19 protein-coding genes are annotated in these 20,705 nt (G+C 54.8%); 13 read left to right on the forward strand and 6 right to left on the reverse strand.

Annotated features, from left to right (window positions below; genetic code table 11):
* Positions 1 to 121 precede the first annotated feature (121 nt).
* Together PV433_RS20085 and PV433_RS20090 are read left to right on the forward strand one after the other, a co-directional pair.
* On the forward strand, positions 122 to 685 hold the full coding sequence (locus tag PV433_RS20085; protein ID WP_332073830.1) for a sigma-70 family RNA polymerase sigma factor: 564 nt from the start codon (positions 122 to 124) through the stop codon (positions 683 to 685).
* Positions 630 to 1,385 (forward strand): hypothetical protein, encoded by a 756-nt coding sequence (locus PV433_RS20090; protein ID WP_332073831.1) that lies wholly within the window; start codon positions 630 to 632, stop codon positions 1,383 to 1,385. Before PV433_RS20085 ends, PV433_RS20090 begins: the two co-directional genes overlap by 56 nt.
* Positions 1,386 to 1,516: 131 nt before the next feature.
* On the opposite strand, the gene PV433_RS20095 is transcribed toward PV433_RS20090, so the two are convergent.
* Genes PV433_RS20095 through PV433_RS20105 form a run of 3 tightly spaced genes read right to left on the reverse strand, consistent with a single transcriptional unit; the run spans position 1,517 to position 4,084 of the window.
* Positions 1,517 to 2,299, reverse strand: a complete 783-nt coding sequence (locus PV433_RS20095) for an ABC transporter permease (protein ID WP_332073832.1) — start codon at positions 2,297 to 2,299, stop codon at positions 1,517 to 1,519.
* Between the two features lie 7 nt (positions 2,300 to 2,306).
* Complete coding sequence (locus PV433_RS20100; RefSeq protein WP_332073833.1) at positions 2,307 to 3,110, reverse strand: ABC transporter permease; 804 nt, start codon at positions 3,108 to 3,110, stop codon at positions 2,307 to 2,309.
* Entirely contained in the window at positions 3,107 to 4,084 is a 978-nt protein-coding gene (locus PV433_RS20105; protein ID WP_332073834.1) for an ABC transporter ATP-binding protein, read from the reverse strand. Before PV433_RS20105 ends, PV433_RS20100 begins: the two co-directional genes overlap by 4 nt.
* A gap of 228 nt (positions 4,085 to 4,312) precedes the next feature.
* Here PV433_RS20105 and PV433_RS20110 point away from each other — a divergent pair, with 228 nt between their 5' ends.
* Complete coding sequence (locus tag PV433_RS20110) at positions 4,313 to 5,230, forward strand: aminoglycoside phosphotransferase family protein (protein ID WP_332073835.1); 918 nt, start codon at positions 4,313 to 4,315, stop codon at positions 5,228 to 5,230.
* A gap of 28 nt (positions 5,231 to 5,258) precedes the next feature.
* Here the strand turns inward: PV433_RS20110 and PV433_RS20115 are convergent, their stop codons facing one another.
* Positions 5,259 to 5,447: a uracil-DNA glycosylase gene (locus tag PV433_RS20115; RefSeq protein WP_332073836.1), complete on the reverse strand. Its 189-nt coding sequence runs from the start codon at positions 5,445 to 5,447 to the stop codon at positions 5,259 to 5,261.
* A 429-nt stretch (positions 5,448 to 5,876) separates the two neighbouring features.
* On the opposite strand from PV433_RS20115, the gene PV433_RS20120 reads away from it, so the two are divergent.
* From PV433_RS20120 to PV433_RS20145, 6 genes are all read left to right on the forward strand, one after another.
* Positions 5,877 to 7,286: an N-acyl-D-glucosamine 2-epimerase gene (locus PV433_RS20120; RefSeq protein WP_332073837.1), complete on the forward strand. Its 1,410-nt coding sequence runs from the start codon at positions 5,877 to 5,879 to the stop codon at positions 7,284 to 7,286.
* A gap of 97 nt (positions 7,287 to 7,383) precedes the next feature.
* On the forward strand, positions 7,384 to 8,361 hold the full coding sequence (locus PV433_RS20125; protein WP_332073838.1) for a hypothetical protein: 978 nt from the start codon (positions 7,384 to 7,386) through the stop codon (positions 8,359 to 8,361).
* Positions 8,336 to 9,022, forward strand: coding sequence for a DUF4129 domain-containing protein (locus tag PV433_RS20130; RefSeq protein ID WP_332073839.1), 687 nt, complete (start codon positions 8,336 to 8,338; stop codon positions 9,020 to 9,022). Before PV433_RS20125 ends, PV433_RS20130 begins: the two co-directional genes overlap by 26 nt.
* Positions 9,006 to 10,199: a DUF4350 domain-containing protein gene (locus PV433_RS20135; RefSeq protein ID WP_332073840.1), complete on the forward strand. Its 1,194-nt coding sequence runs from the start codon at positions 9,006 to 9,008 to the stop codon at positions 10,197 to 10,199. The genes PV433_RS20130 and PV433_RS20135 overlap by 17 nt, the downstream gene beginning before the upstream one ends.
* 2 nt (positions 10,200 to 10,201) lie before the next feature.
* Positions 10,202 to 11,122: an AAA family ATPase gene (locus PV433_RS20140; protein ID WP_332073841.1), complete on the forward strand. Its 921-nt coding sequence runs from the start codon at positions 10,202 to 10,204 to the stop codon at positions 11,120 to 11,122.
* Positions 11,073 to 12,449: a DUF58 domain-containing protein gene (locus PV433_RS20145; protein WP_332073842.1), complete on the forward strand. Its 1,377-nt coding sequence runs from the start codon at positions 11,073 to 11,075 to the stop codon at positions 12,447 to 12,449. Before PV433_RS20140 ends, PV433_RS20145 begins: the two co-directional genes overlap by 50 nt.
* Here the strand turns inward: PV433_RS20145 and PV433_RS20150 are convergent.
* Complete coding sequence (locus PV433_RS20150; RefSeq protein WP_332073843.1) at positions 12,416 to 13,396, reverse strand: stage II sporulation protein M; 981 nt, start codon at positions 13,394 to 13,396, stop codon at positions 12,416 to 12,418. The genes PV433_RS20145 and PV433_RS20150 overlap by 34 nt on opposite strands.
* 115 nt (positions 13,397 to 13,511) lie before the next feature.
* Between PV433_RS20150 and PV433_RS20155 the strand changes: the two genes are divergently transcribed.
* The 3 genes from PV433_RS20155 (at position 13,512) to PV433_RS20165 (ending at position 16,294) form a co-directional block, all read left to right on the forward strand.
* Positions 13,512 to 14,303: an RDD family protein gene (locus PV433_RS20155; RefSeq protein ID WP_332073844.1), complete on the forward strand. Its 792-nt coding sequence runs from the start codon at positions 13,512 to 13,514 to the stop codon at positions 14,301 to 14,303.
* 250 nt (positions 14,304 to 14,553) lie between these two features.
* The gene (locus PV433_RS20160; protein ID WP_332073845.1) at positions 14,554 to 15,081 is read left to right on the forward strand and encodes a hypothetical protein; all 528 of its coding nucleotides are present in this window, start codon (positions 14,554 to 14,556) and stop codon (positions 15,079 to 15,081) included.
* Between the two features lie 43 nt (positions 15,082 to 15,124).
* Entirely contained in the window at positions 15,125 to 16,294 is a 1,170-nt protein-coding gene (locus tag PV433_RS20165) for a GNAT family N-acetyltransferase (RefSeq protein WP_332073846.1), read from the forward strand.
* A 158-nt stretch (positions 16,295 to 16,452) separates the two neighbouring features.
* Here PV433_RS20165 and PV433_RS20170 read toward each other — a convergent pair whose 3' ends face one another.
* Positions 16,453 to 17,613 (reverse strand): AI-2E family transporter, encoded by a 1,161-nt coding sequence (locus tag PV433_RS20170; RefSeq protein ID WP_332073847.1) that lies wholly within the window; start codon positions 17,611 to 17,613, stop codon positions 16,453 to 16,455.
* 445 nt (positions 17,614 to 18,058) lie between these two features.
* Here PV433_RS20170 and PV433_RS20175 point away from each other — a divergent pair, with 445 nt between their 5' ends.
* Positions 18,059 to 20,488: a hypothetical protein gene (locus PV433_RS20175; RefSeq protein ID WP_332073848.1), complete on the forward strand. Its 2,430-nt coding sequence runs from the start codon at positions 18,059 to 18,061 to the stop codon at positions 20,486 to 20,488.
* Positions 20,489 to 20,705: the final 217 nt, after the last annotated feature.

The raw sequence follows: 20,705 nt of genomic DNA on the forward strand, positions 1-20,705 counted from the left end.
ATAATTCCTTACCTAGATTTTTTTAGAATAACCGAACGATTTCACTAAAAAAAACCAATATAGTGTAAGCAAAAGGAGGGAGGAGAGCGCAATCGATCCGACACCGGAATTAATCGATCGGGTGCTGAATGGGGATGGCCGTGCCTTTGAGCAGTTGTACAATCTAACGATCCGTAACGTATACCGGACCTTATATTTCTTATGCGGTGCGGACCGCGGCGACGTCGAGGATATCGTCCAAAACGTATATTTGGAGCTGTACCGCTGTCTGTCGAACTACAACAAGGGCAGCTCATTCACGGCGTGGTTGTCGGGAATTACTTTGCGGCAGCAGCAAGCTTATAAACGGCAAAAGTGGAAGGAACGGCGCAGGAGGGAGCGGCTCTGCTCGGTTCGAGACACGGACCGGATCATCGCCGCGGACGGGACATCCCATTCGCCGGCCGAAGAAATCAAGGGGCAGCTGGACCTGTTGTCGGATAAGCTTCGGCAGGTGATCGTCCTGCATTATCTAAGCGACCTGACCCAACAGGAAGTGGCCGATCTGCTGGGCATCCCGGTCGGCACCGTCAAGTCGAGACTCAATCTGGCATTAAGACGGCTAAGGGAACTGGGAAGGAGGGATCACGATGCGCAACCGGGACGAGCTGATTCGGTCCATACTCGACAAAGCAGCCGCCATTGAACCGCCTCCGGAGCTTAAAGGGAAAGTGATGCAGCTGGTGCTGCGCAGCGGCAGCGGAAATCCCGTATCCGCGATACGTGTCGATTCCTGGGACGAGTCCGATCCGATGGACCGGATCTTGCAGCAGTTGAAGCCGGGCATGGGAATTGCAGTGTATATAGCCGGTACGGCAGACGGTGCAGTCAGCCAGCAAACCTGCTACAAACCGGTCGAATGGACGGGGAGTCTGAACGGGCTTCTGGCGGCAGCCGCGCCGTATGATCCTCGATTGCCAGCAGGTGCCAACTTGATCCGAGCAAGTGTGATGTACGGATTCGATAACTTAACCGATGACGAAATAGCGGAAATGATCGAACGGAGCGAACGGACCGGACAGCGGATAGTCGTCAGAGACCTGGTTCCGAACGATCGTCTTGTAGGCGTACAATTGGATTACATGTACGGAGGCAAAACATTTGAGTTTCACATCCTGACGACAACCAAAAGCCGGATACACGTGCCGGATATACAAGGTCATCGCATTGAACGGATGGCGGTTAACGGACAAGAGGGCCTTTACTTGTCGGACGGGCATCAGAATCAATTAATCTGGGTTGAGGAAGACTCGGCTTCCGGTTATCCGCTTCAATATGAGATTCGAGCCCGCCAAGCGGAGAAAGAGTGGCTGCTGGCGATCGCCGGATTATGCACGATCAGGTGATCCGGTGAAAAGACGGTGACTTCGCCAAAACGGCAAAAACCGATTGCAGAACCAAGCCGCGGCCGGTTCCGTAATCGGTTTTTTTGCACAGCCGGGAACGTTCCGTTCGCGGGACCGCACCCGTGAAGCCATCAAGAGCCTGTCGAACGATAATGCCTCACGCCGAAATGCCACACCAGCAAGCACGGGATTATGAAAACAACCCCGGCTAAAGGGGAGATCATGTAGAGCAGATCGCTGCCTTCGGTTTTACCGAGAATGTACAGCATCGGCAAGTAATTGATACATGCGAACGGGATGACGAATGTAAAAAAACGGGACACCCACTTCTCGTAAATATTGAGCGGATATTGGGCCATCTCTCTGCCGCCGTCCGTAAAAATATTGGCTACCTCCAGCCCCTGGATCGTCCAAAAGCATAAAGTGGCCGCGAGGATGAAAATTCCCGTAAACACGAGAACGCCGCAAGCGATCATCAGGATCAGCGTAACGATTTTCCACACGGTCCAATCGACGGGCAGGCTAGCAATCGCCCAGATCAGCACGATCAAGCTTTGGGTCAGCCGTCCGACCCGGGTGAATTCGAATTTGGAGCCCATCACTTGCACGACGGTGCTTCTCGGGCGGACGAGCAGCCGGTCGAAGTCGCCTCCCGCGACCAGGGAGGAGAACGTATCGAAGCCCCGGGCGAAACATTCGCTGATGGCAAAGGCGATATGAGTGACCGCGAAGATCATCGCCACCTCGAAAAACGTCCATCCCTTCAACTGGCCGAACCGTTCGAACAGAAAGTACAATCCCGCGAACATCATAAACGGGGTGAGACACTGGCCGACGGTCAGCATCCAGAACGACGCGCGGTACTGCATCTGTGACTTGAACAAGATGACCATATATTTGAAATAAAGCTTCATCGCCCGCTCAACCTCCTTGTACGATAACTTTCCGCATCGCCCGGCTCAGCAGCCATTTGCCGAGCGCGACCAGCACGAGCAGCCAGCCGATTTGCGTGGCGATCCCGATCAGCGCCTGGTCATGCGGGATGTGACCGGTATACACCCGGAACGTAAAGTCCGCCGTCAGATGAAACGGGAGCAGGTACGTGACTTCCTGCAGCCAGGTTGGCATGAGCGGAATCGGGATAATGCGCCCCGAGAAAAATTCGCCGACGATTCCGAATATAATCATCGAGCCGGTAGGCGACATCGTAACGAATACGGAAATGTAGATGAGCATCGAAATCGCCACGACAAGCAGCAATCCGAGCATCATCGTAATGAGGAAATAGATAAGGGCGGCGCCGTCATTCGGCAGCGACAAGCTGTAGGGCTCCGGTATAAAAAAGACGACGGCCAGTATCGGAAAACAGCGAAGCATCGCGCTGGACAGACGCTGCGCGATCAGCTTGGAATACCAAAATTCATAGATGCCGGCCGGCCGGCACAGCTCATAGGCGATATTGCCTGTCGTAATAAGCTGAAACAGCTCGTTGTCGCGGGACCATAACATGACGAGCGCCAGAAAGGCCTGCTGCAGCCAGATATAGGTAACCAGCTGCGGCAGAGACATCGGCTGCACTTCAACGGACTGGCTGTAAAAAGCGGAAAATATCATAATAAAGACGAAACCGAAGAAAAATTGGGTAGCGACTCCAGCCAGCGCGGCCGCCCGGTATTGCATCCCGTTTTGCAGCCGCAGCTTTAATACGGACGAGTACGGCTTCATATTTGATACTCCCGGTACAGCTGCACGATGATCTCTTCGACCGGGTACGCTTCCACGGCGAGATCGAGCAGTTCGACTTGAGCGGATAGCTGGCCGATAACTTCGGAGATGTTCGCTTGCTCTGTATTCACGCTTAGCGTTGCCCGTTCGGGCGTCCAGGAGACGATCTCGGTTCCCGGAATGTCCGGACGTACGGAAGTTTCCCGGTAATCGGCGGTGATCGTTTTGCGCGTGCCGAACCGGTTTCTTAACGAGCTCAATTTGCCGTCGAACAGCAGGCTGCCCTTGCCGATCAGCAGAATCCGGTCGGCCAGCGCTTCGATATCGTTCATATCGTGGGTTGTCAGGATGACGGTCACGCCTTTTTCTTTATTGATCGTTTTGATAAACTGTCTGACGGCGATTTTGGAAATTGCATCAAGCCCGATGGTCGGTTCGTCGAGAAACAAAATTTGAGGGCTGTGCAGGAGGGAGGCGGCGATTTCGCATCGCATCCGCTGGCCGAGGCTCAACTGCCGAACCGGCGTCCGAACGATACTATGAAGCTCCAGCGTATCGACGAGCAGCTCGACGTTTTCCTTATATTCCTTTTGCGGCACTTTGTAAATATCCCGGAGCAGCTCGAAGGAGTCCATCACCGGAACGTCCCACCATAATTGAGTCCGCTGGCCGAACACGACGCCGATGTGCTTCACATACGGCACGCGCTCCTTCCATGGCGTATACCCCATGACGCTGCAGGTGCCGCCGTCCGGCACGAGAATCCCGCTCAACATTTTGATTGTGGTTGACTTTCCGGCGCCATTAGGTCCGATATACCCTACGATTTCACCCGGTTGAATCGTAAACGATACGTGGTTTAAGGCGTGGACTTCGGTAAACTCGCGGACGAACAACGATTTGGCCGCCTGCATCAGTCCGGTGGAACGTTTGGCGACTTTAAACGATTTGTGCAAACCTTCTACGGATATCACTGACCTCATGCCTCCTTTATGGAACAATGGATTTTTTGCAGCACATCCTATTGTCCGCAAGGGAAGCGGCCGGGGCAAGGGGGAAGATGAGTATAATTATTTTCCCTTTGAAGGCTTCGCGTACTTGCATTAGGGCGGAGCAAGTAAGGAAGCAGACACGTCTGCGGGTCTTTGATATCATGAGGAATAGATGGGGAGTCGAGAACAAGGCGAGCGGGTGAGGTTACGATGGAGGAACGGATTCGGAAGCTGCTGAAGGAGCTCCGTCAGCGAGTGGAGTTTGATAGGCATGAAGTGGTGGCGAAAGGGCACTCGGATGCGGTGAAGCTTGCTTTATTCCGGGAAGAACAGCCGGTCTATTTACTGCGGATCTATAGAGTGGACACTTACAGCCGCCGCAAGAACGAACACGATTTCATCAAGAGGCACTTCACCAACGGGGTTCGCTGCCAAGAGCCGATCGCGCTGGAAGCTTGGCCCGAGCTGCAGCTATGCGGACTGCTGCTGACTTATTTGGAAGGGGAGAGCGGGGAAGTCGTTCTGCCGGGACTGTCCTCTGAAGAGCAATACTTGCAAGGCGAAGCAGCAGGGAAAGAGCTTCGGAAGATCCATCAGGTTGTTCCCGATACGGAGATAAACGGGTTTGAGCGCAGGTACACCAAATATTTGGACAAAAAAAGGAAGGTCGGCGAGCTTGGCCTTCGCTTCCACAAGCAATCGGAGCTTGAAGCTTTCATCGAGCGGAGCTTCGGTCTGCTTCGCGACAGTCCGGTCTGCTTTCAGCATGACGATTATCATCCGTCGAACTTGATTTTCCGGAACGGTCGACTGAAGGGGGTAATCGATTTTAGCCGGTTTGACTGGGGCGACCCGTGGGAAGAGTTTTTTAAGCTGCCCAAATATACGTGCGCCGTCAGCCGATTATTTGCTGCGGGTCAAATCAGCGGCTACTTCGATGGAAAAATCCCCGATCGTTTCTGGGAGAAGTACAATTTGTTCGTGGCCCTGAATCAGCATGCTACTTTGCTTGGGAGCTCGTCAAACGGCAAAGTTCAACAAGCGCTTGAAAAAATCGAATCGACGATAGAAGGCCATGATTTTGCCGGCGGGGGACCTCCGATCTGGTTTTGGGAGACGAGTAAGTAAATGATCAGATTCGGCTTATGGTGCGTCCTTACCGGGTTCCGGGTGCTCGCTTCGCCTCGAAATTCATACAAGGCTTGCCGGACGAGGATAGCACGGTAACGCTTGGCATTTGCGGCGACTTGAAGCCGAACGCTTTGCAGCCTTTCGGAAATTGGGGGTCCCAGGTGACATAAAAGTGGACGCATTTCATACAATCGATCCGTTTGAGGTCTGACATAGGCTCTCCTTAATAACTTGGTCGGTATTATTATAACGTACCGGACGAAAAAAGAGAGCATAGTTTATTCTAGCGATAATAGGGAAACGTGTGCCGGGAGCCGCGAAAGGACCGAAAGCGAATAGGAGCGGTTTGTACCCTTTATTTTGTCCGAAATCGGTGTGTACGGGGAAATAAGAGCGATTTGAAGCTTCAATTATGCGCGAAAGGGCAATACACCTTACCGATGGATGAAATAAGGAGGGCAAACCACCTTTATTTGCTTCTGTCTTCCATTTGTGCCGAAAATAGAAGGCGCCAACATCGCTTATTTATTTGTTCGGTGAAGAGAACATACGATAAACAGATTGGTGCATCCATAACATTAAATATTGCGAGATATCGCGCCTATTGCCTTCAAGCGGACAAATCCGAAAGGAAGGTGCCGGAATGAACGAAAGACAGAACGAAAGACAGAACGAAAGGCAAAACGAAAGAAGTAACCGCAGCGGCATGGCAGACGGCATATACGGACCCAGCATTCAGGTGGACCCGCTGTTTCCCTATTACGCCAACCGGTCTGCGGATAGTATCGCCGAGGAAGTTTTACTGGCGGGGTACCGGATCGTACACTATTTTGTAGTCAACGAAAACAACATAAACGCCGAACTGATCCGGGCGTTCCATCGGCGAGGCATGTTCGTATGGGCGCTTGTGCTCGGCAACGGGACGTTTTCCACGGAAGGGTATCCGAAGGAGTGGACGCAATGGGAGATGAAGCTGCTGAAGCCGGTCGAGGACGGCTACCGGCGATTCTCTTATTTCAGCACGGACTATGTGCGGTGGAAAAAAAACACGATCGCGGAGCTGCTGGTGCGACATCCTTTCGACGGGATCGAGATTGCCGAGCCTTATTTTCCGGAATGGGACGGCATCCGCAGAGGCGTATATGGAGATGTGGGGCCGATGGCACAGGAAGCGTTTATGGGGCGGTATGGCTGCCGGATGCCCGATTTTGTCAACCGATTATCGCCGCGATATTACAAGCGAGATACCGCGACTTATACCAAATGGGTGGAGTTTCGGGTGGATGCGGTAAACGGGTTCGTTGACGAGATGATCAACGGGGAAGGGGGCGCCCGCGACGTACGCCCGGATATCCGGACCGCGACCTGGTCGCTGGCCGTAGACGACGGCCCGGATTCTGCGTCCCGGCTGAGAGAAATGCAGGGATTGGACGCTCCTGCGATGATCGCCCGTGTGCGTCCCGATCTGCATATGCTTCAGACGCATTGGCCGGATTGGGTGAAGGCCCGCCTGCCGGGCGATTACATCCGCAGCTACGAGCCGTTCGTACGTGATATCCGCGCATCGCATCCCTTATTGCCGCTTGGCGTTCAAGCGGATATCGGCTCGGCGAAGACGATGATTAAGGACCGGGGATGGCTGCATACGTTTGCGGGTACGTCGAATCAACTTGGTTACGCGACTTGGACCGCGTACGAATATCATATCGGCGGGACGATGTACGAGACGAGGCCGGTTCCATGGAAAGCGGTCCGGATCTCGTTATCCGAGGTGATGATCTCATTTAATAAACGGATCGATCCCGATAGCTGCAGGAATCTGCAGCAGTTATTTGGAGTATATGTGGCTGGGGAGCATAGACCTGCCGGTATCACCCGCCTGCAGACAGACGGCAATCGGCTCTTCGTACGTTCTCCGATATTCCCGGCGGGCCCGTTCGAATTGCTGATCCCGGGTATCCGGGATACGCCGGAGCTGTGGCTGTTCAAGGACTACAAGGCGAACGAGGCGGCACCGGGATCACGGGTTTCCGTACCTGCGTGTCTGGTATAGGCAGGCGGTGCGATCGATTTTCAGAAAAAAGCTTCGGCTTCCTCGTAACCGGGTGGTATAATAATCAGGATCATGAACTATAGGAGGAATATTCCAATTGACGCCACATCAACAACCCCTTAGTTTCGGCCGGATGCTGGACCGCAGCTTCCAACTGTACCGACGCCATTTCGCGAAATTCGCCCTGCTCGCGTTGATGATGTACGGTCCTTTGTATTTGATGTATTCCTGGATATTTGCCGATACGAATCCGAGCTTTTCGTTTGACAATTTCGGCAGCTCCTTCACCGCTCCAATCGACAACGAGATCGGCGAGAACATCAGTGTTGGAGCTATATTGTTTTTCGTGTTTTTGTTGCTGCCCGTCACATTCCTCATCCTTACGCCGGTCGCTTTCTCTACGTCGGTATTTCTTATCGGGCAAGTGTACGACGGGGATTCGCCGGATCTGCGCACAGCCTTCAAACTAACGTTCCGCCGGTTTTGGCCGCTATTCGGCAACAGCGCGCTGTTTGGTCTTATTATGCTTGGCATCTACCTGGTGCTCGTCTTTGCAATCGTCATGCTTGTCGTCGTATTGGTTTTTGTATTTGGAATTATGGGCGGATTAACGTCCAGCGCCGGTTTCAACGGCAGTGCTGGATTTATTTTTGCCGCGGTCGTGATGTACATCGCTGTCATTCTGCTCGTTTATGCGGCCATTTCGTTTTTCCTGATCCGCTGGGGCTATTTCATTCCGGCGGTGACGGTTCAAGGGGAAGGAATCGGACTCGGTCCGAGCTGGCGGCTGACGAAAGGCAGCTTCTGGAGGTTGTTTTTCGTATACCTGGTGCTTAGCTTGGTCATGACGGCTTTTTCGTTTTTGAATTTGCTGCTGATCGGCTTCATTCCGTTCACGATTTTGCAAGTGCTTTTGTCTGCGCTGTTTTATATTTTGCTCTCGCCGCTGATTTTGTCCGTGTATGCTGTCAGTTATTACGATATGACGGTGCGGACGCAAGGCAAAGATCTGGAATCGATGCTTACCCGGATGCGTGATGCGGAGCCGGATGGAGGGGTCCGAACTGTCGAGTGAACGAGCGATAACGCCTGCCGAGATGGCCGCCGACCGGGAGAAGCTGAATGAAATATTGTCGGGAAGCGAATACGGGGCGTACCGGACTATGGCGGCAGAAGGGGAAAATGCGCTCAAGCGGCTGTTCCTCAAATTGTGGGAGGCGATCCGGGGGTGGCTGCCCGATACGGCGGTCCCCCGTACGTTTGCCGACGTGATCGCTTATGCGGTAATCCTTGCCGGACTGGCTCTGCTTATCTGGCTCCTTATATGGATTGGCCGTTCGCTGGCCGGCAACCGTACCGTTCTGCGTAAAATCGGGCTATCGGAGAAGGAGCTGAGAGGAGCTTCTTCCAGCCGGTATATGGAACAGGCGCTGCAAGCGGAACGGTCGTCCGACTACAAAGAATGCTTGCGGTATCTGTTTCTCGCACTGCTGATCGATGCGAACGAACGCGGATGGCTGCGGGCGGAACGGTGGAAAGCGAACGGCGAATACGCGCTGGAGCTGAAGGCAAGCAAGCCGGAGCTGCTTCCGCTGTTCCGCAGCACGGCAAGCTTGTTTGAGCGTGTCTGGTACGGCAGCATGGAGGCGGATCGAGATTCGGTCGTCCGTCTGCGGCTGGAGATCGAAGCAAGGCTGACGGCGGGGGAGGCGGATGGATATGCTACGGGCGAATAGCGGAGGGGGCAGACTCAAACCGTGGTCCCCGCTGGCGGTTCTGGCCGCGGCCGTCGTCCTGTTCCTCGCAGCCGGCTTGTTTCTTGTCCGGGAGAAGGCGCCGGATCAGGCTCCGTATCTATCGTTCTCCGCCGATCTGGACGGAACGAAGGCAGCTGCCGAGATGATCGAAGGAGTCGCGGTCGACGTGCGCCAGTGGCGGCAGCCTTGGACGCAGCTGCCGGGGACGGTGACCGGAGGCGTGCTGGCGGCGATTCAGCCGGCGGCCGGCGGTATCGACCCGAAAGAACAAGATTCGGTTCTTCAATGGGTGGAGCGAGGGAACCATCTGTTGCTATTTCAGCAGCGGCCTGACGAATGGGCCGGCATGAACGGGGAGCAATTGGAGAAAACTCCGGAGACCGCAGACGGTGCGTTTCCCGTCAAACGGCTTTGGCCCGGATCGCCAGCCGTCGAAGCGTTAACGGACAAGCCGGTTACGAGATACAGACTGCAGGGAGCGGAGCCGTCGGAGCAGCTGCTGACCGACGATTTCGGCACGCTGGCGGCGAGCCGCGGGTATGGCGAAGGAACGATTACGATCGTTCTGACGCCGGAATGGCTGCGCAACGATACGATCGACCGGCACGGCCACTTCGAGCTTGTATGGCCGATTCTGCGCGGGCTGTCCGCCGGACGGACGGTATGGATCGACGAGTATCATCACGGGATTACGTCCAAGCCCGGCCTGTTCGCCGTATACCCCGGCTGGCTGCTGGCCGTTTACGCTCAGCTGGCGCTGGCGTTCCTCGGCTGGCTCTGGATTCGCGGGAAACGGTTCGGCCCGGTCCATACGCCGAGGGAATGGATCGTGCGGCGCGGGGACGAGACGCTGCTGGCGGTAACCGGCTGGTTCCGGAAACGCCGGCTGAACGGGCATCTGCTTCGCGAGCAGGAAATGTACGTCAGACAACGGCTGCAGGACCGGTATGGAGTACGAGCGCAAGCATCGATCTCCGAATGGGTGGAAACGGTGCGTTCCCGCTCCGGAGAGCGGGCTGCGTCGGAACTGCAGGTTATCCTGGAGAAGTTGGAGAGTTTGTCGGGTTCGGACAGCGTTCCGGATCGCGAATTTTTGCAAGCAAGCGGAAAAATCGCTGAATGGATCGAGAAGCTGGATAAGGAGAGATCGCGATAACTATGGAACGACTGATCGCAAGCATGGAACAGACGATTATCGGCCAGCCGATGAACGTCCGTCTTCTAATAACTGCACTGCTCGCCGGCGGCCATGTGCTGCTGGAAGGGGCTCCCGGACTGGGCAAGACGAAGCTGGTCCGGACGCTGGCGGAGAATATCGAGGGCGAGTTCAAGCGCATCCAGTTTACACCCGATATGATGCCGAGCGATATATCCGGCAACGTCGTCTGGAACGCGCGTACGAGTGAGTTCGATACAGTTCGAGGGCCGGTATTTGCCCATCTCGTGCTCGCCGACGAGATTAACCGGGCCGGGCCGAAGACGCAAGCAGCCTTGCTGGAAGCGATGGAGGAGCGGCAGGTAACGATTCATGGACACACTTACCCGCTGCCCGATCCGTTCCTCGTCGTCGCCACTCAGAATCCGGTGGAGTACGAAGGAACGTATCCGCTGCCGGAAGCGCAAATCGACCGATTTATGTTCAAGCTGACGCTGGATTATCCGTCCGAGGAAGCGGAAACGGCGATTCTGCGCGGACATGTTCCCCTTTCTGTGCAAAGCCCGGATAAGCCGGTTCCGGTAAGTACGATTGAGGAGATTCGAAGCAAACGTGCGGAAGCGGCGGGTGTAATCGCGGAGGAAGCGGTGCTTGGCTATATCGCCCGGATCGTCAGGCGGACCCGCGAGCTGTCGTCCGTGCGGCTCGGGGCGAGTCCTCGTGCGGGGATTGCGGTGCTCGCGGCCAGCAAAGCATGGGCCGTGCTGGAAGGCCGCACCTATGTCACGCCGGACGACGTGAAGCTGGTGGCTGTTCCTGCGCTGCGGCATCGGCTGATCTTGTCGCCGCAGGCGGAATTGGAGGGGATGAGCGGTGACGAAGCCGTCCGGGAAGCGCTCGCGTCCGTTCCGGTCCCTCGTTGACCGGCTGATCTGGCAATTCGTGCTGCCTTCCCGTCGTGCGGTTGCGGTGCTGCTGACCGGCGCTGCGATTATCTCCGCAGGTTATGCCTGGGGCGGGGGGATGATCTGGTTTTGGCTTTATAACGGGCTGTTCGCCGCCGTATCGATCGTCGATCTGGCCACGCTGCCGAAGCGGCGGGATCTCGCCGTCCGCCGTGTACTGCCGGACCGGGCCGAGCACAAGCAGCCGTTCGATGTTCGCATCGACGTATCGTTCAGCCAGGCTCCGCGGTTCCCGGTATCGGTCGAAGTCGCGGACGATCTGCCCCTGACCTTCCGGGAGCACGCTCCGTTGAAGGGACGGTTCGAAGGAGAAGATTTGCAGCTGCCGTATACGACCGAAGCGTCGGAACGGGGGGATTTTCCGCTGCGTTACATATACGTCAGATATGGCGGCATCATCGGGCTCTGGTACAAGCAGGCGAGGGTGGAGGCGGAGCAAGTCGTGAGCGTCTACCCGGACTTGTCCAATGTCCGCGGGGTGATGGCTTCCATGCAGGACAGTCTCGTGCTGGACGGGCGCAAGCTGCATCGCAAGACGGTGTCGGGCATGGAGCTGCACGCGATACGCGAGTATTCGCCCGATGACGACCCGCGCACGATCAACTGGGCGGCTACGGCGCGGGCGGGCCGGATGATGACGACGATCCGGCAGCCGGAGAAGGGCAAAATCGTCACGCTGATGATCGATTGCGGGAGGATTATGACCGTCGAGCTGGACGGCCGGACCGTACTCGACCGGTCTCTGGAGGCGGCGCTGACCTTGGCGGCCGTCGCATTGCGGCAAGGCGATCAGGTTGCAACGCTCGCTTTCTCCGGCAGCTTGAAAGCGTACGTCCCTCCCGGGGGCGGAATGGCGCATTTGCAGACGATTCTCGAAGCTTTGTACAATTTGAAGGGCGACTCTGCGGAGACGAATTACGCCCGAGCTTTTGACCACCTGCTGCGCGTACAGCGTAAGCGAAGCTTGATCGTGCTGTTCTCGGATATGGAAAATTATTTGTTCGAAGAGGAGCTCGCCCCCTATCTGCTGAAACTGCGGCGGATTCATCCAGTCGTCCTGCTGTCGCTGCAGGACCCGCTTCTGGCCGGATGGGCCGGAAGCGAAATCCGGACGGTGCAGCAAGCTTACGTGAGCAGTACGGCTCAGTCGTTCGAGCTGAAACGGAGACGGTTCGCCGCCCGGATGTCCGGGATCGGCGTTCCTGTCCTGGATGTAGCCGCCGACAGGCTGGCGCTGGCGGCGGTGAATCATTATCTGGAACTCAAATCGAGGGAGTCGATCTGATTGCGCTTCAGCCTGCCGTAGACGTAGTAGGCTGCCAAAGCGAGCAAGGTGAGCAAGGCGAACGCGTATTTCATCTCGAGGCTGAGGGCCGAAGGGGTAATATATCCTTCAATGATACCGGCGATGACGAATAATGGAACGGTTCCGAGCAGCAGCTGCACGGACTGCTTGGCCGAGCGGAGCAGCTGCAGCCTCCATACGTAACGGCCGGGTACGAACATCCGGTAACCCATATACAGGCCGGCGCCGCCGGCGATAAAGATCGCGGCCAGTTCAATGACCCCATGAGGCAGGATGTATGCCCAAAATAAATAGGTTTGTCCGGCCTTCCAGTATACGGCTGCAAGCGCACCTATGAGGATGCCGTTGTAAGCAAGCAGGTAGACGGTCCAGATGCCAAACGTAATACCGCCGGCGAACGCGAGAATCGCGACCCGAATATTGTTGGTCATGATCTGGGTGGACAGGACGGAGTGGGGCGCGTCTTCGAGCCCTTTGCCTGTCTGCGACGGATCGATATGACCGGCGATTTGCTGCGGAAGAATGGCGTACAGATTTTGTTCGTCCAACAGGACGGAGGCAAATCCGGAGACCCCTCCGAATAGAAATAAGAGGGCGGCCGCAACGATAAACCACTGCCTTTCCCGGATCAGCCGTATAAAGTAAGTTCCGAAAAACTGTTTCAGCTGTCCGCTGCTTTTATGCTGCTGCCTGTACATCATATGATGGGCGCGGGTGACGAGCTGATTCAAATAAGCGGTAAGCTCGCCGCCGGGATCTTCGGTCTGCATCACGGCCAGATGCGAGGAAGCTTGCTTGTACAGAACGGTTAGCCGGTCAATGCTCTCCGCGCTTACCCGGCCCGGGGATTTGTCGAACAGCTCGATCAGTTCCTCCAGCTGCTTCCAATTCCCGCGGTGACGCAGCAGCTTTCGTTGTAGGTCCATATGTAGTTCCTTTCGTTCATTCCATTTTTAGAATTCAAAGATGAAATTGTATGCTATAGCAATCCAATACTCTAATGCTACCATATTAAGGCTCCAAAAGGGAGATCGAGGCAACATGAATCAAACGTTTCAAAGGGAAATGGATGTCGTAACCCCCGAGCAGGTCCGCCTGAAATTTCAGACGGCAGGAATTGGCAGCCGGGCGGGGGCGCAGGCGATCGATATGCTGCTGCTCGGACTCGTTATTTTGCTCGTGTACGCGTTGTTCGGCGAAGTGCTTATCCGGACGGGAGAGAGTCTGCTGACGGAATACGCGCTGGCGGGGGCGATCGCCCTTGCCTTCCTGCTGCAGTACGGATATTTTACGGTTACCGAATACGTTGCCGGCCGGACGATCGGCAAGCGGATCGTCGGCCTTCGGGTGCTGCAGGACAACGGTCAACCGGTTACGGTATTGTCGTCGCTGATTCGCAATCTGCTTCGGATATTCGACTTTTTGCCTGTCGGTTACACGCTGGGGGCGATAGTCAGCTTCCTCCATCCTTCCGATAAGCGGCTCGGCGATTTGCTGGCCGGCACCGTCGTCGTCTACGATACGGCAGGAGAGCGGGGACGACGCAACAAACGGACGAACAAGGTGATCGAGCGCCGAAGGGTGAATCTACCGGCCTTTACGCTGGATGAGCGTTGCAAACGGCTCGTCGGCCGCGAGGATTGGCAGCTGCTGCGCACGTTTATCGACCGGCTGGAATGGATGGACAGTTATTCGCTGAGGACGATTGCGCCTCAGATCGTCGCTCATTTTACCGCCAAGCTGGAGCTTGCGCCGGGCGAATTGCCGGCATTGCCACCGGAGGACGTGCTTGTCGCTTTGTATGAACAGCTTCGGGAAGACTGGGAGCTGTGAGCTAATCGGCTTCAACTGGCACAATGGGTTCATTCAAAAAAGCGTTAATCTCCATAAAAGATTTAAGGCTTACTTATGCAAATCAACTACTAATTTGTTTTTTGTTTGGCAGAGGGTCTACCTTTATCAACCAGTCGATAAAGTAAAAAACCTATACCGGCACCAAGAGTATTCAGGATCAGGTCATCAACATCAAAAGAAAGGAGTGAGTGGAATCCGACAGCGGAGTAGATTAGGTATCGTAAGTGTTTTGATCCTTGCGACGGTGCTTTGGACTTATCTCGAATGGGTCCGGCCGCCGGTCAATCAGTTGGCGGAGCGGAGCATTCGCGAACAAGATCCGTCCTATCAGGAAATGATCCACCTCCAGGCATGGGGGGATCAACTGGTCGTTTATTACCGGACGAACGATAAAGTAGCGGCGGTCTTGCTTCACAAGAAGATGCTTGGCTATGAAATCGCCGGGTATTTATTAAAAAATGAATTGAACGAGATGCAGTCAAAAGCCATCAGCTGGAACGGCAACGGAGGAGACGGCAAGGAGCACCCTAATCTGCTGCACGGGATCGTTTACGATCCGGCGGTCACGCAAGTTATTTTGATTAGCGAGCGCAGCAAGGGAGCGACGATTATTAGAAACGGCTCGACGACGATATGGTTTTCGATTCTGGATGATCAGCCGCAATTGCCTATAACGATTCGCGCAACGGATAAAAACGGAAAACCGTTATACGAAACCGGCGTTATGGAGCACTGGGGCGAACAGAAGCGCCTGTAAGAGCCCAGATAAGCAGTGACAGACGGTCAGCGGGAGGGAGGAGATGATCAGCTTGAACAGCAACATACGTTTATTCGATCCGACATCCATCCGTGAGATGTACTGGCCGTCCGCCGAGGACGGGGACTACGCCAGGCGTTACATCGCCTCGTTGCTGGAGCAGCGGGTAGACCGGCTCATTCCAAATGTGAATACGAGCCTGCATGTGCTGCAAGTCGGCGATGCTGTGCTGCCCGTTACAGTGAACGATAAAGAATACGGCAACTCCTACGTTTGTTCCCCATACACGCACTATGTGAGCTACGCCAGAGAAGAGCTGTACGTGCTGAACTCGCGATTCGCGCGGATTGCGTTAGGGGGCTTGCTTCACGCACTGGGGTTTTTGATGCGGTTCAGCCGGATTAACCGGACGGTCCATATCAATAATTGGCTGTTATCGACCAACCTGTACGGTCCGCTACCGGACAGCGGGGTGGAGCAAGCCGTCCGGCTTCTGCTCCGTGAATATCCGGGGCATTCGCTGGTTTTCCGCTCGTTGAACCGGACGACGAACGGCCCGCTGATCGATCTGCTCGCAGGGCTCGGTTTTCGGATGGTGCCCAGCCGGCAAGTGTATTTGCTCCATCCGTCTGATCCGGCGGCGACGAATTCCAAAGCCCGCTGGCTGGTGAAGCGGGATTACGGCCTGCTGGCAAAACACGGATACGAGACGGTCGGTCCGGACCGGCTGACCGAAGCGGATATGCCTCGTCTGGCGGAGCTGTACCGCCTTCTGTATCTGGATAAATACTCCACCTATAATCCGCAGTTTGGAGCGCCGTTCCTGGAGCTGGCCTGGAGACAAAAGCTGCTGGAGCTGCACGCCATCCGCCACATCGATACGGGCCGGATCGATGCGGTGCTCGGCTTTTATTGCCGCAGCGGCGTAATGACAACTCCTGTGTTCGGCTATGATACGGCTTTGCCCCAGGAGACAGGACTGTACCGGATGCTGTCGGCCGTCTTGATCGGAATCGCTGGACAGAGAGGGCTGCTGCTCCACGAAAGCTCGGGCGCTCCCCAGTTTAAGCGGAATCGCGGGGCGGTTGCGGATATCGAATACAGCGCCGTCTACGACCGGCACCTGCCGGCCCGTCAACGGATAAGCTGGGCGCTGCTGGACAAGCTGTTGAACGGGTTCGGCACGGAACTGCTTCAAAAATATAAGCTGTAGACGATCGCGATTTGACCATGCGCAGCCGAATGTGTTTTTACGCGCCAAAAGGACCTCAACTTCCACTGCAAAGTGGAGGATGAGGTCCTTTTCTCAAGGAAAAGCGGTTCTGAGCAAGGCTCAAAAAATCGCAAAACGACTTGGAGGCAGCTCTTTCTTCATGTCCGGTCAACCGGTTGTTCCGCAGGCTGCTCGTACAGACTGGAGTGGTTTTGGAACCAGTGGAACAGGTGGGTGACGATTACTTTCAGAACGGCATAGCCCGGAACGGCGAGGATGATTCCCAATATTCCAAACAGTTTGCCGGCGGTCAAAATGACGAAAATAATTGTAATTGGATGGATATGCAAGTTTTTTCCCATAATTTGCGGCGAAATAAATTTACCTTCGATCAGCTGCACGATCGTCCATACGATGATCATCTTAAGCAGCATAATAGGCGAGGTCACGATCGCTATGATCAGAGCGGGCGTAATCGCGATAGCCGGTCCCAGATACGGAACGATACTGGTCGAAGCGGCGAAGATGGCGAGGACGAGCGAATAGTCCAGCCCGATAATCAGGTAACCGATATAAAGCAGAACGCCGATGCAAAAGCTGACGATGATCTGGCCCCGGATATAGGAGCTGATCTGATTGTTCATCTCGGTCATCACTGTGTACGTCTGACCGCGCAGAGAGGTCGGCACGAACTTAAGGATAAACTGCGGCAGCTGCTTCCCGTCCTTCAACAAATAAAACAGAATAAACGGAACCGTCACGATGGCGAGAATCACTTCCGTTACCGCGCCTACAAAAGCGCCGATGCTCGTCCAGGCGTTATTGACGATCGCGGTCAGCCGGCCCGTTATTTTCTCGATATAACTTACGGCATCAAAGTTGATCGATTGCTGGATTTGTGCGAAATACCCGCTGCCGATGAGCCGTTCGAATTGGACCTGCACTTCCCTGCTGTATCTCGGTACGTTTTGAATCAAACTCTCGACTTGTCCGCGAATGAACGGAACCACGATAACGAATAAGAGAGTGATGATCCCAATAATAAGCAAATACAGAACGAGGATCGAATAAACCCGCTTTACTTTTTTGCTTTCCATATAATCGACGATGGGGTTAAGCAGGTAAAAGACGACTCCGGTAAGCAGAAGCGGGAGCAGCACCGACTTGATCAGCGCAATGAAAGGAAGAAAAATAAAAGAGACTTTCGTAAACACCATAATGTTTAATCCGATGAGCAACAAAACGAGCAGGACCAGGACGAACCGGTTGTTCAAAAAAAACAGCCTGAACCTGTCGCTCCAGTTGGTTGGACTTTTCATACCACCGCATCCTTCCGTAACGAAAACCACAGTCGCTATAGCCATTACTAGGTCAATTGAGGTACCCGATGAAAAATAGCATATCGAACACGAAAAACAGAGTCAAGTTTCGAAGGGACAAGACAAGCGATTTTGATGAAAAAGTTCATTCTGATGCCGATTCGGTAGCGTCTGCAAATTTGCCGGAATAGAAGCAGCGTAAAAATAACGAAAATTGCAGCTTATTAAGCCGATAGGCCGATAGATAATAAAAGTGATTTTTCCGGAAAACGGACCGGTTGCAAATCGACTGCGATCTTGTTGACTCTTAACTCAACATGTGATAGGATGGGAATTGTTGGAACGGCATGTTTCTATGCCCAAAATGTTGAGTTGAAAATCAACTCTAATATAATCCCGCACATTGGGTTTATAGAATAAAATCCTATTGGTGGAGGTAGGCCGGATGATGGATAATCGGAACCGGAACAGGAATAGCAATGATAGGGAAACGAACACTCAGGCTGATATGGAGCGTGTCGAGTTTCACGTAAGATGCGCTCTGGAAGGAGAAGCGGCAGCTCTATCAAGGACGACGCAAAGAAGGATCGAGCAAGCTGCGCTCCGCGGACAGAGTTCGATCGGGCTGGTCGGCTATAACGGAATCCACGCCTTTATCGAAGCGGATAAAGCTGCGAAGTCTTTGGGCATCAAGCCGATTTTCGGGATCCGGGTGGCGCTCCTGACGGAATTGGGACGTACCGTTCGCTGCTGTATCTACGCGAGAAACGGGAGAGGCAAGAGACGATTATTTAACCTCATCTCGCTCTCGAACGGTTTCAATGGCGATTCGGGACTCGCTTTATCGTTAGGCACGCTGGAAGCCGGTCGGGGAGATCTCATCTTGTTAAGCGAACCAGATGATGCGGAACTGCTGGATACCATCCGTCGAGGGACGATTGCAGAAGTGAAGGAGCTGGCCTGTTGCTTCGACGTTTTGACGATCGGAGCTTGGCACTCCGATCTTGGAGGTCCGAACGGCCGGTTCTATTCCCGCCAGGAATGGGAGGAGATCGTCCGCAGCGTCTGCGACTACGGAGAGGGGTCAGGACAGCCTGTAATCGCCGTGGATCAGCGAAAGATAGTGCATCAGGAAGGGGATTCACACGACCTCCAGGCCTCCGAAATGATCCGCGAGTTCGGCTACCTGGGTGCAGATAACGCATACGCTGTCGTCGTTGACAATACGAGAGAACTGGCCGCCAGGTTCGAAGCTTTCGAGCTGATTCCCCAAGAGCTGTTCCTGCCTAGACTGGAAGCCGAAGACGAGCATATACGTACGTTAAGTTACGACGCGGCCCGAGCCCGGTACGGCCATTCGATCCCGCAACCGATTCAGAACCGGCTGGACAAGGAACTGTCTTCCATCTGCAAATTCGGATTTGCTTCGATCTATCTGATCGCGCGAAGCGTCGTGAACCGGTCCAAGGGCGACGGGTACCCGGTTCTCCCGCGCGGCTCCGTCGGGTCGTCCCTTGTCGCTTATTTTCTCGGGATTACGGATACGAACCCGCTGCCTCCCCACGCTTTGTGCGGAACGTGCCAACAGGTCGAGTGGATCCCGCAAGATGAAGCTTGTAGCGGATTTGACGGACCGGACCGGTTATGCCCCCGGTGCGGGGGTGGAATGCGGGGCGACGGGCACAACATTCCATACGAGATGTTCCTCGGATTTCACGGCAATAAAGTGCCCGATATCGATCTGAACGTAGCCGGCGAGTATCAGAGGCAGGCGCAGTCCGGGGTAAAAGAGCTGCTTGGAGAGAATAACGTCCTTCTGGCGGGAAGAAGCGACGGAACCCCGCATCCGTCAGGGCTTCTGCTTATTCCGGGCGGGATGGCCGCCGAAGATTGTACACCCGTCCGGGACGCCTCAAGCGACGGCAGGCCGGGATGGAGCAAGTCGTATTTCGATTACCGGCATTTGGATCATACTGTACACAAATTCGATATCCTTGGTCACGACGGTCCGTCCATGATGAAGCTGCTTCACACCTCTACAGGCATCGATCCGGAGACGATCCCGATGAACGACCGGCGTGTGTTAAGTATGTTCCGCTCTACCGCAGCGCTTGGCGTAACCTCTGAGCAGCTCCTTTCTCCGGTCGCTACATACGGCTTGCCCGAGATGGGGGTGCCCGTCGTCCGGAGAATGCTTGAGGAGACAAAGCCGGACACGTTCTCGGATTTAGTTCAAATCTCCGGATTTTCTCACGGTACCGGCGTATGGGAAGGTAACGCTCAAGAGCTGATCCGGACAGGAACCTGTACGCTGCCAATCGCGATTGCTTGCAGGGACGACGTGATGCTAACGCTAATCGCCTATGGGCTGGAGGGCGAAGCCGCCTTCAAGATCACGGAAAACGTGCGGAAAGGGAAAGGGATCGACGAGGCGGAAGCCGCACATATGCGTGCGAACCACGTTCCGGAATGGTACATCGATTCCTGCCGGAAGATCGGCTATCTGTTCCCGAAAGCTCATGCGGTGTCTTACGTGATGTCTGCCATTCGCCAAGCGTTTTATAAACTGTACTATCCTCTGGAATATTACGCGGCCTATTTTACCGTAAAGCGTTCCGCCTTGGAATTATCCATCTGTCAGGATGGATATGAAGCGATAAGAAGCCTGCTGCTGGAGCTGCCCGAACCGGACCGTGGCCGCACCCTGGAGAGCCCTCTACCCAGCAAGCGCATTCTGGAAGTCGCGCTAGAGATGAGCGCAAGAGGAATCCGGTTCGTACAAGGGACTTCCGGCGCCGGCGAATGGTTCGTAGAGGGAATGAACCGTCGTATACGAGTTGACGCTTCGGGAGCTTTAGAGCAATTGAACGTATAATCGCGAAGCAGAAGCCGTTTCCTCCCGTTGGGGGAACGGCTTTCCGTCTCAGCTAACTCATATCGATCTGACTGCTAAGGTGACATACATTGCGTGTGGACCGGAAATCGCTGACTAGGCGGCAACTCTTCGGATTGAAGCAATCGTCCCAGGGCAGCCGGCAAGAAAAAAACTGGCAGCCTATGAAGCATCTGAATCTGGATATGCACAGTCTACG

Source organism: Paenibacillus sp. GYB004, from assembly GCF_036577605.1.
GTDB classification, from domain to species: domain Bacteria; phylum Bacillota; class Bacilli; order Paenibacillales; family NBRC-103111; genus Paenibacillus_AB; species Paenibacillus_AB oceani.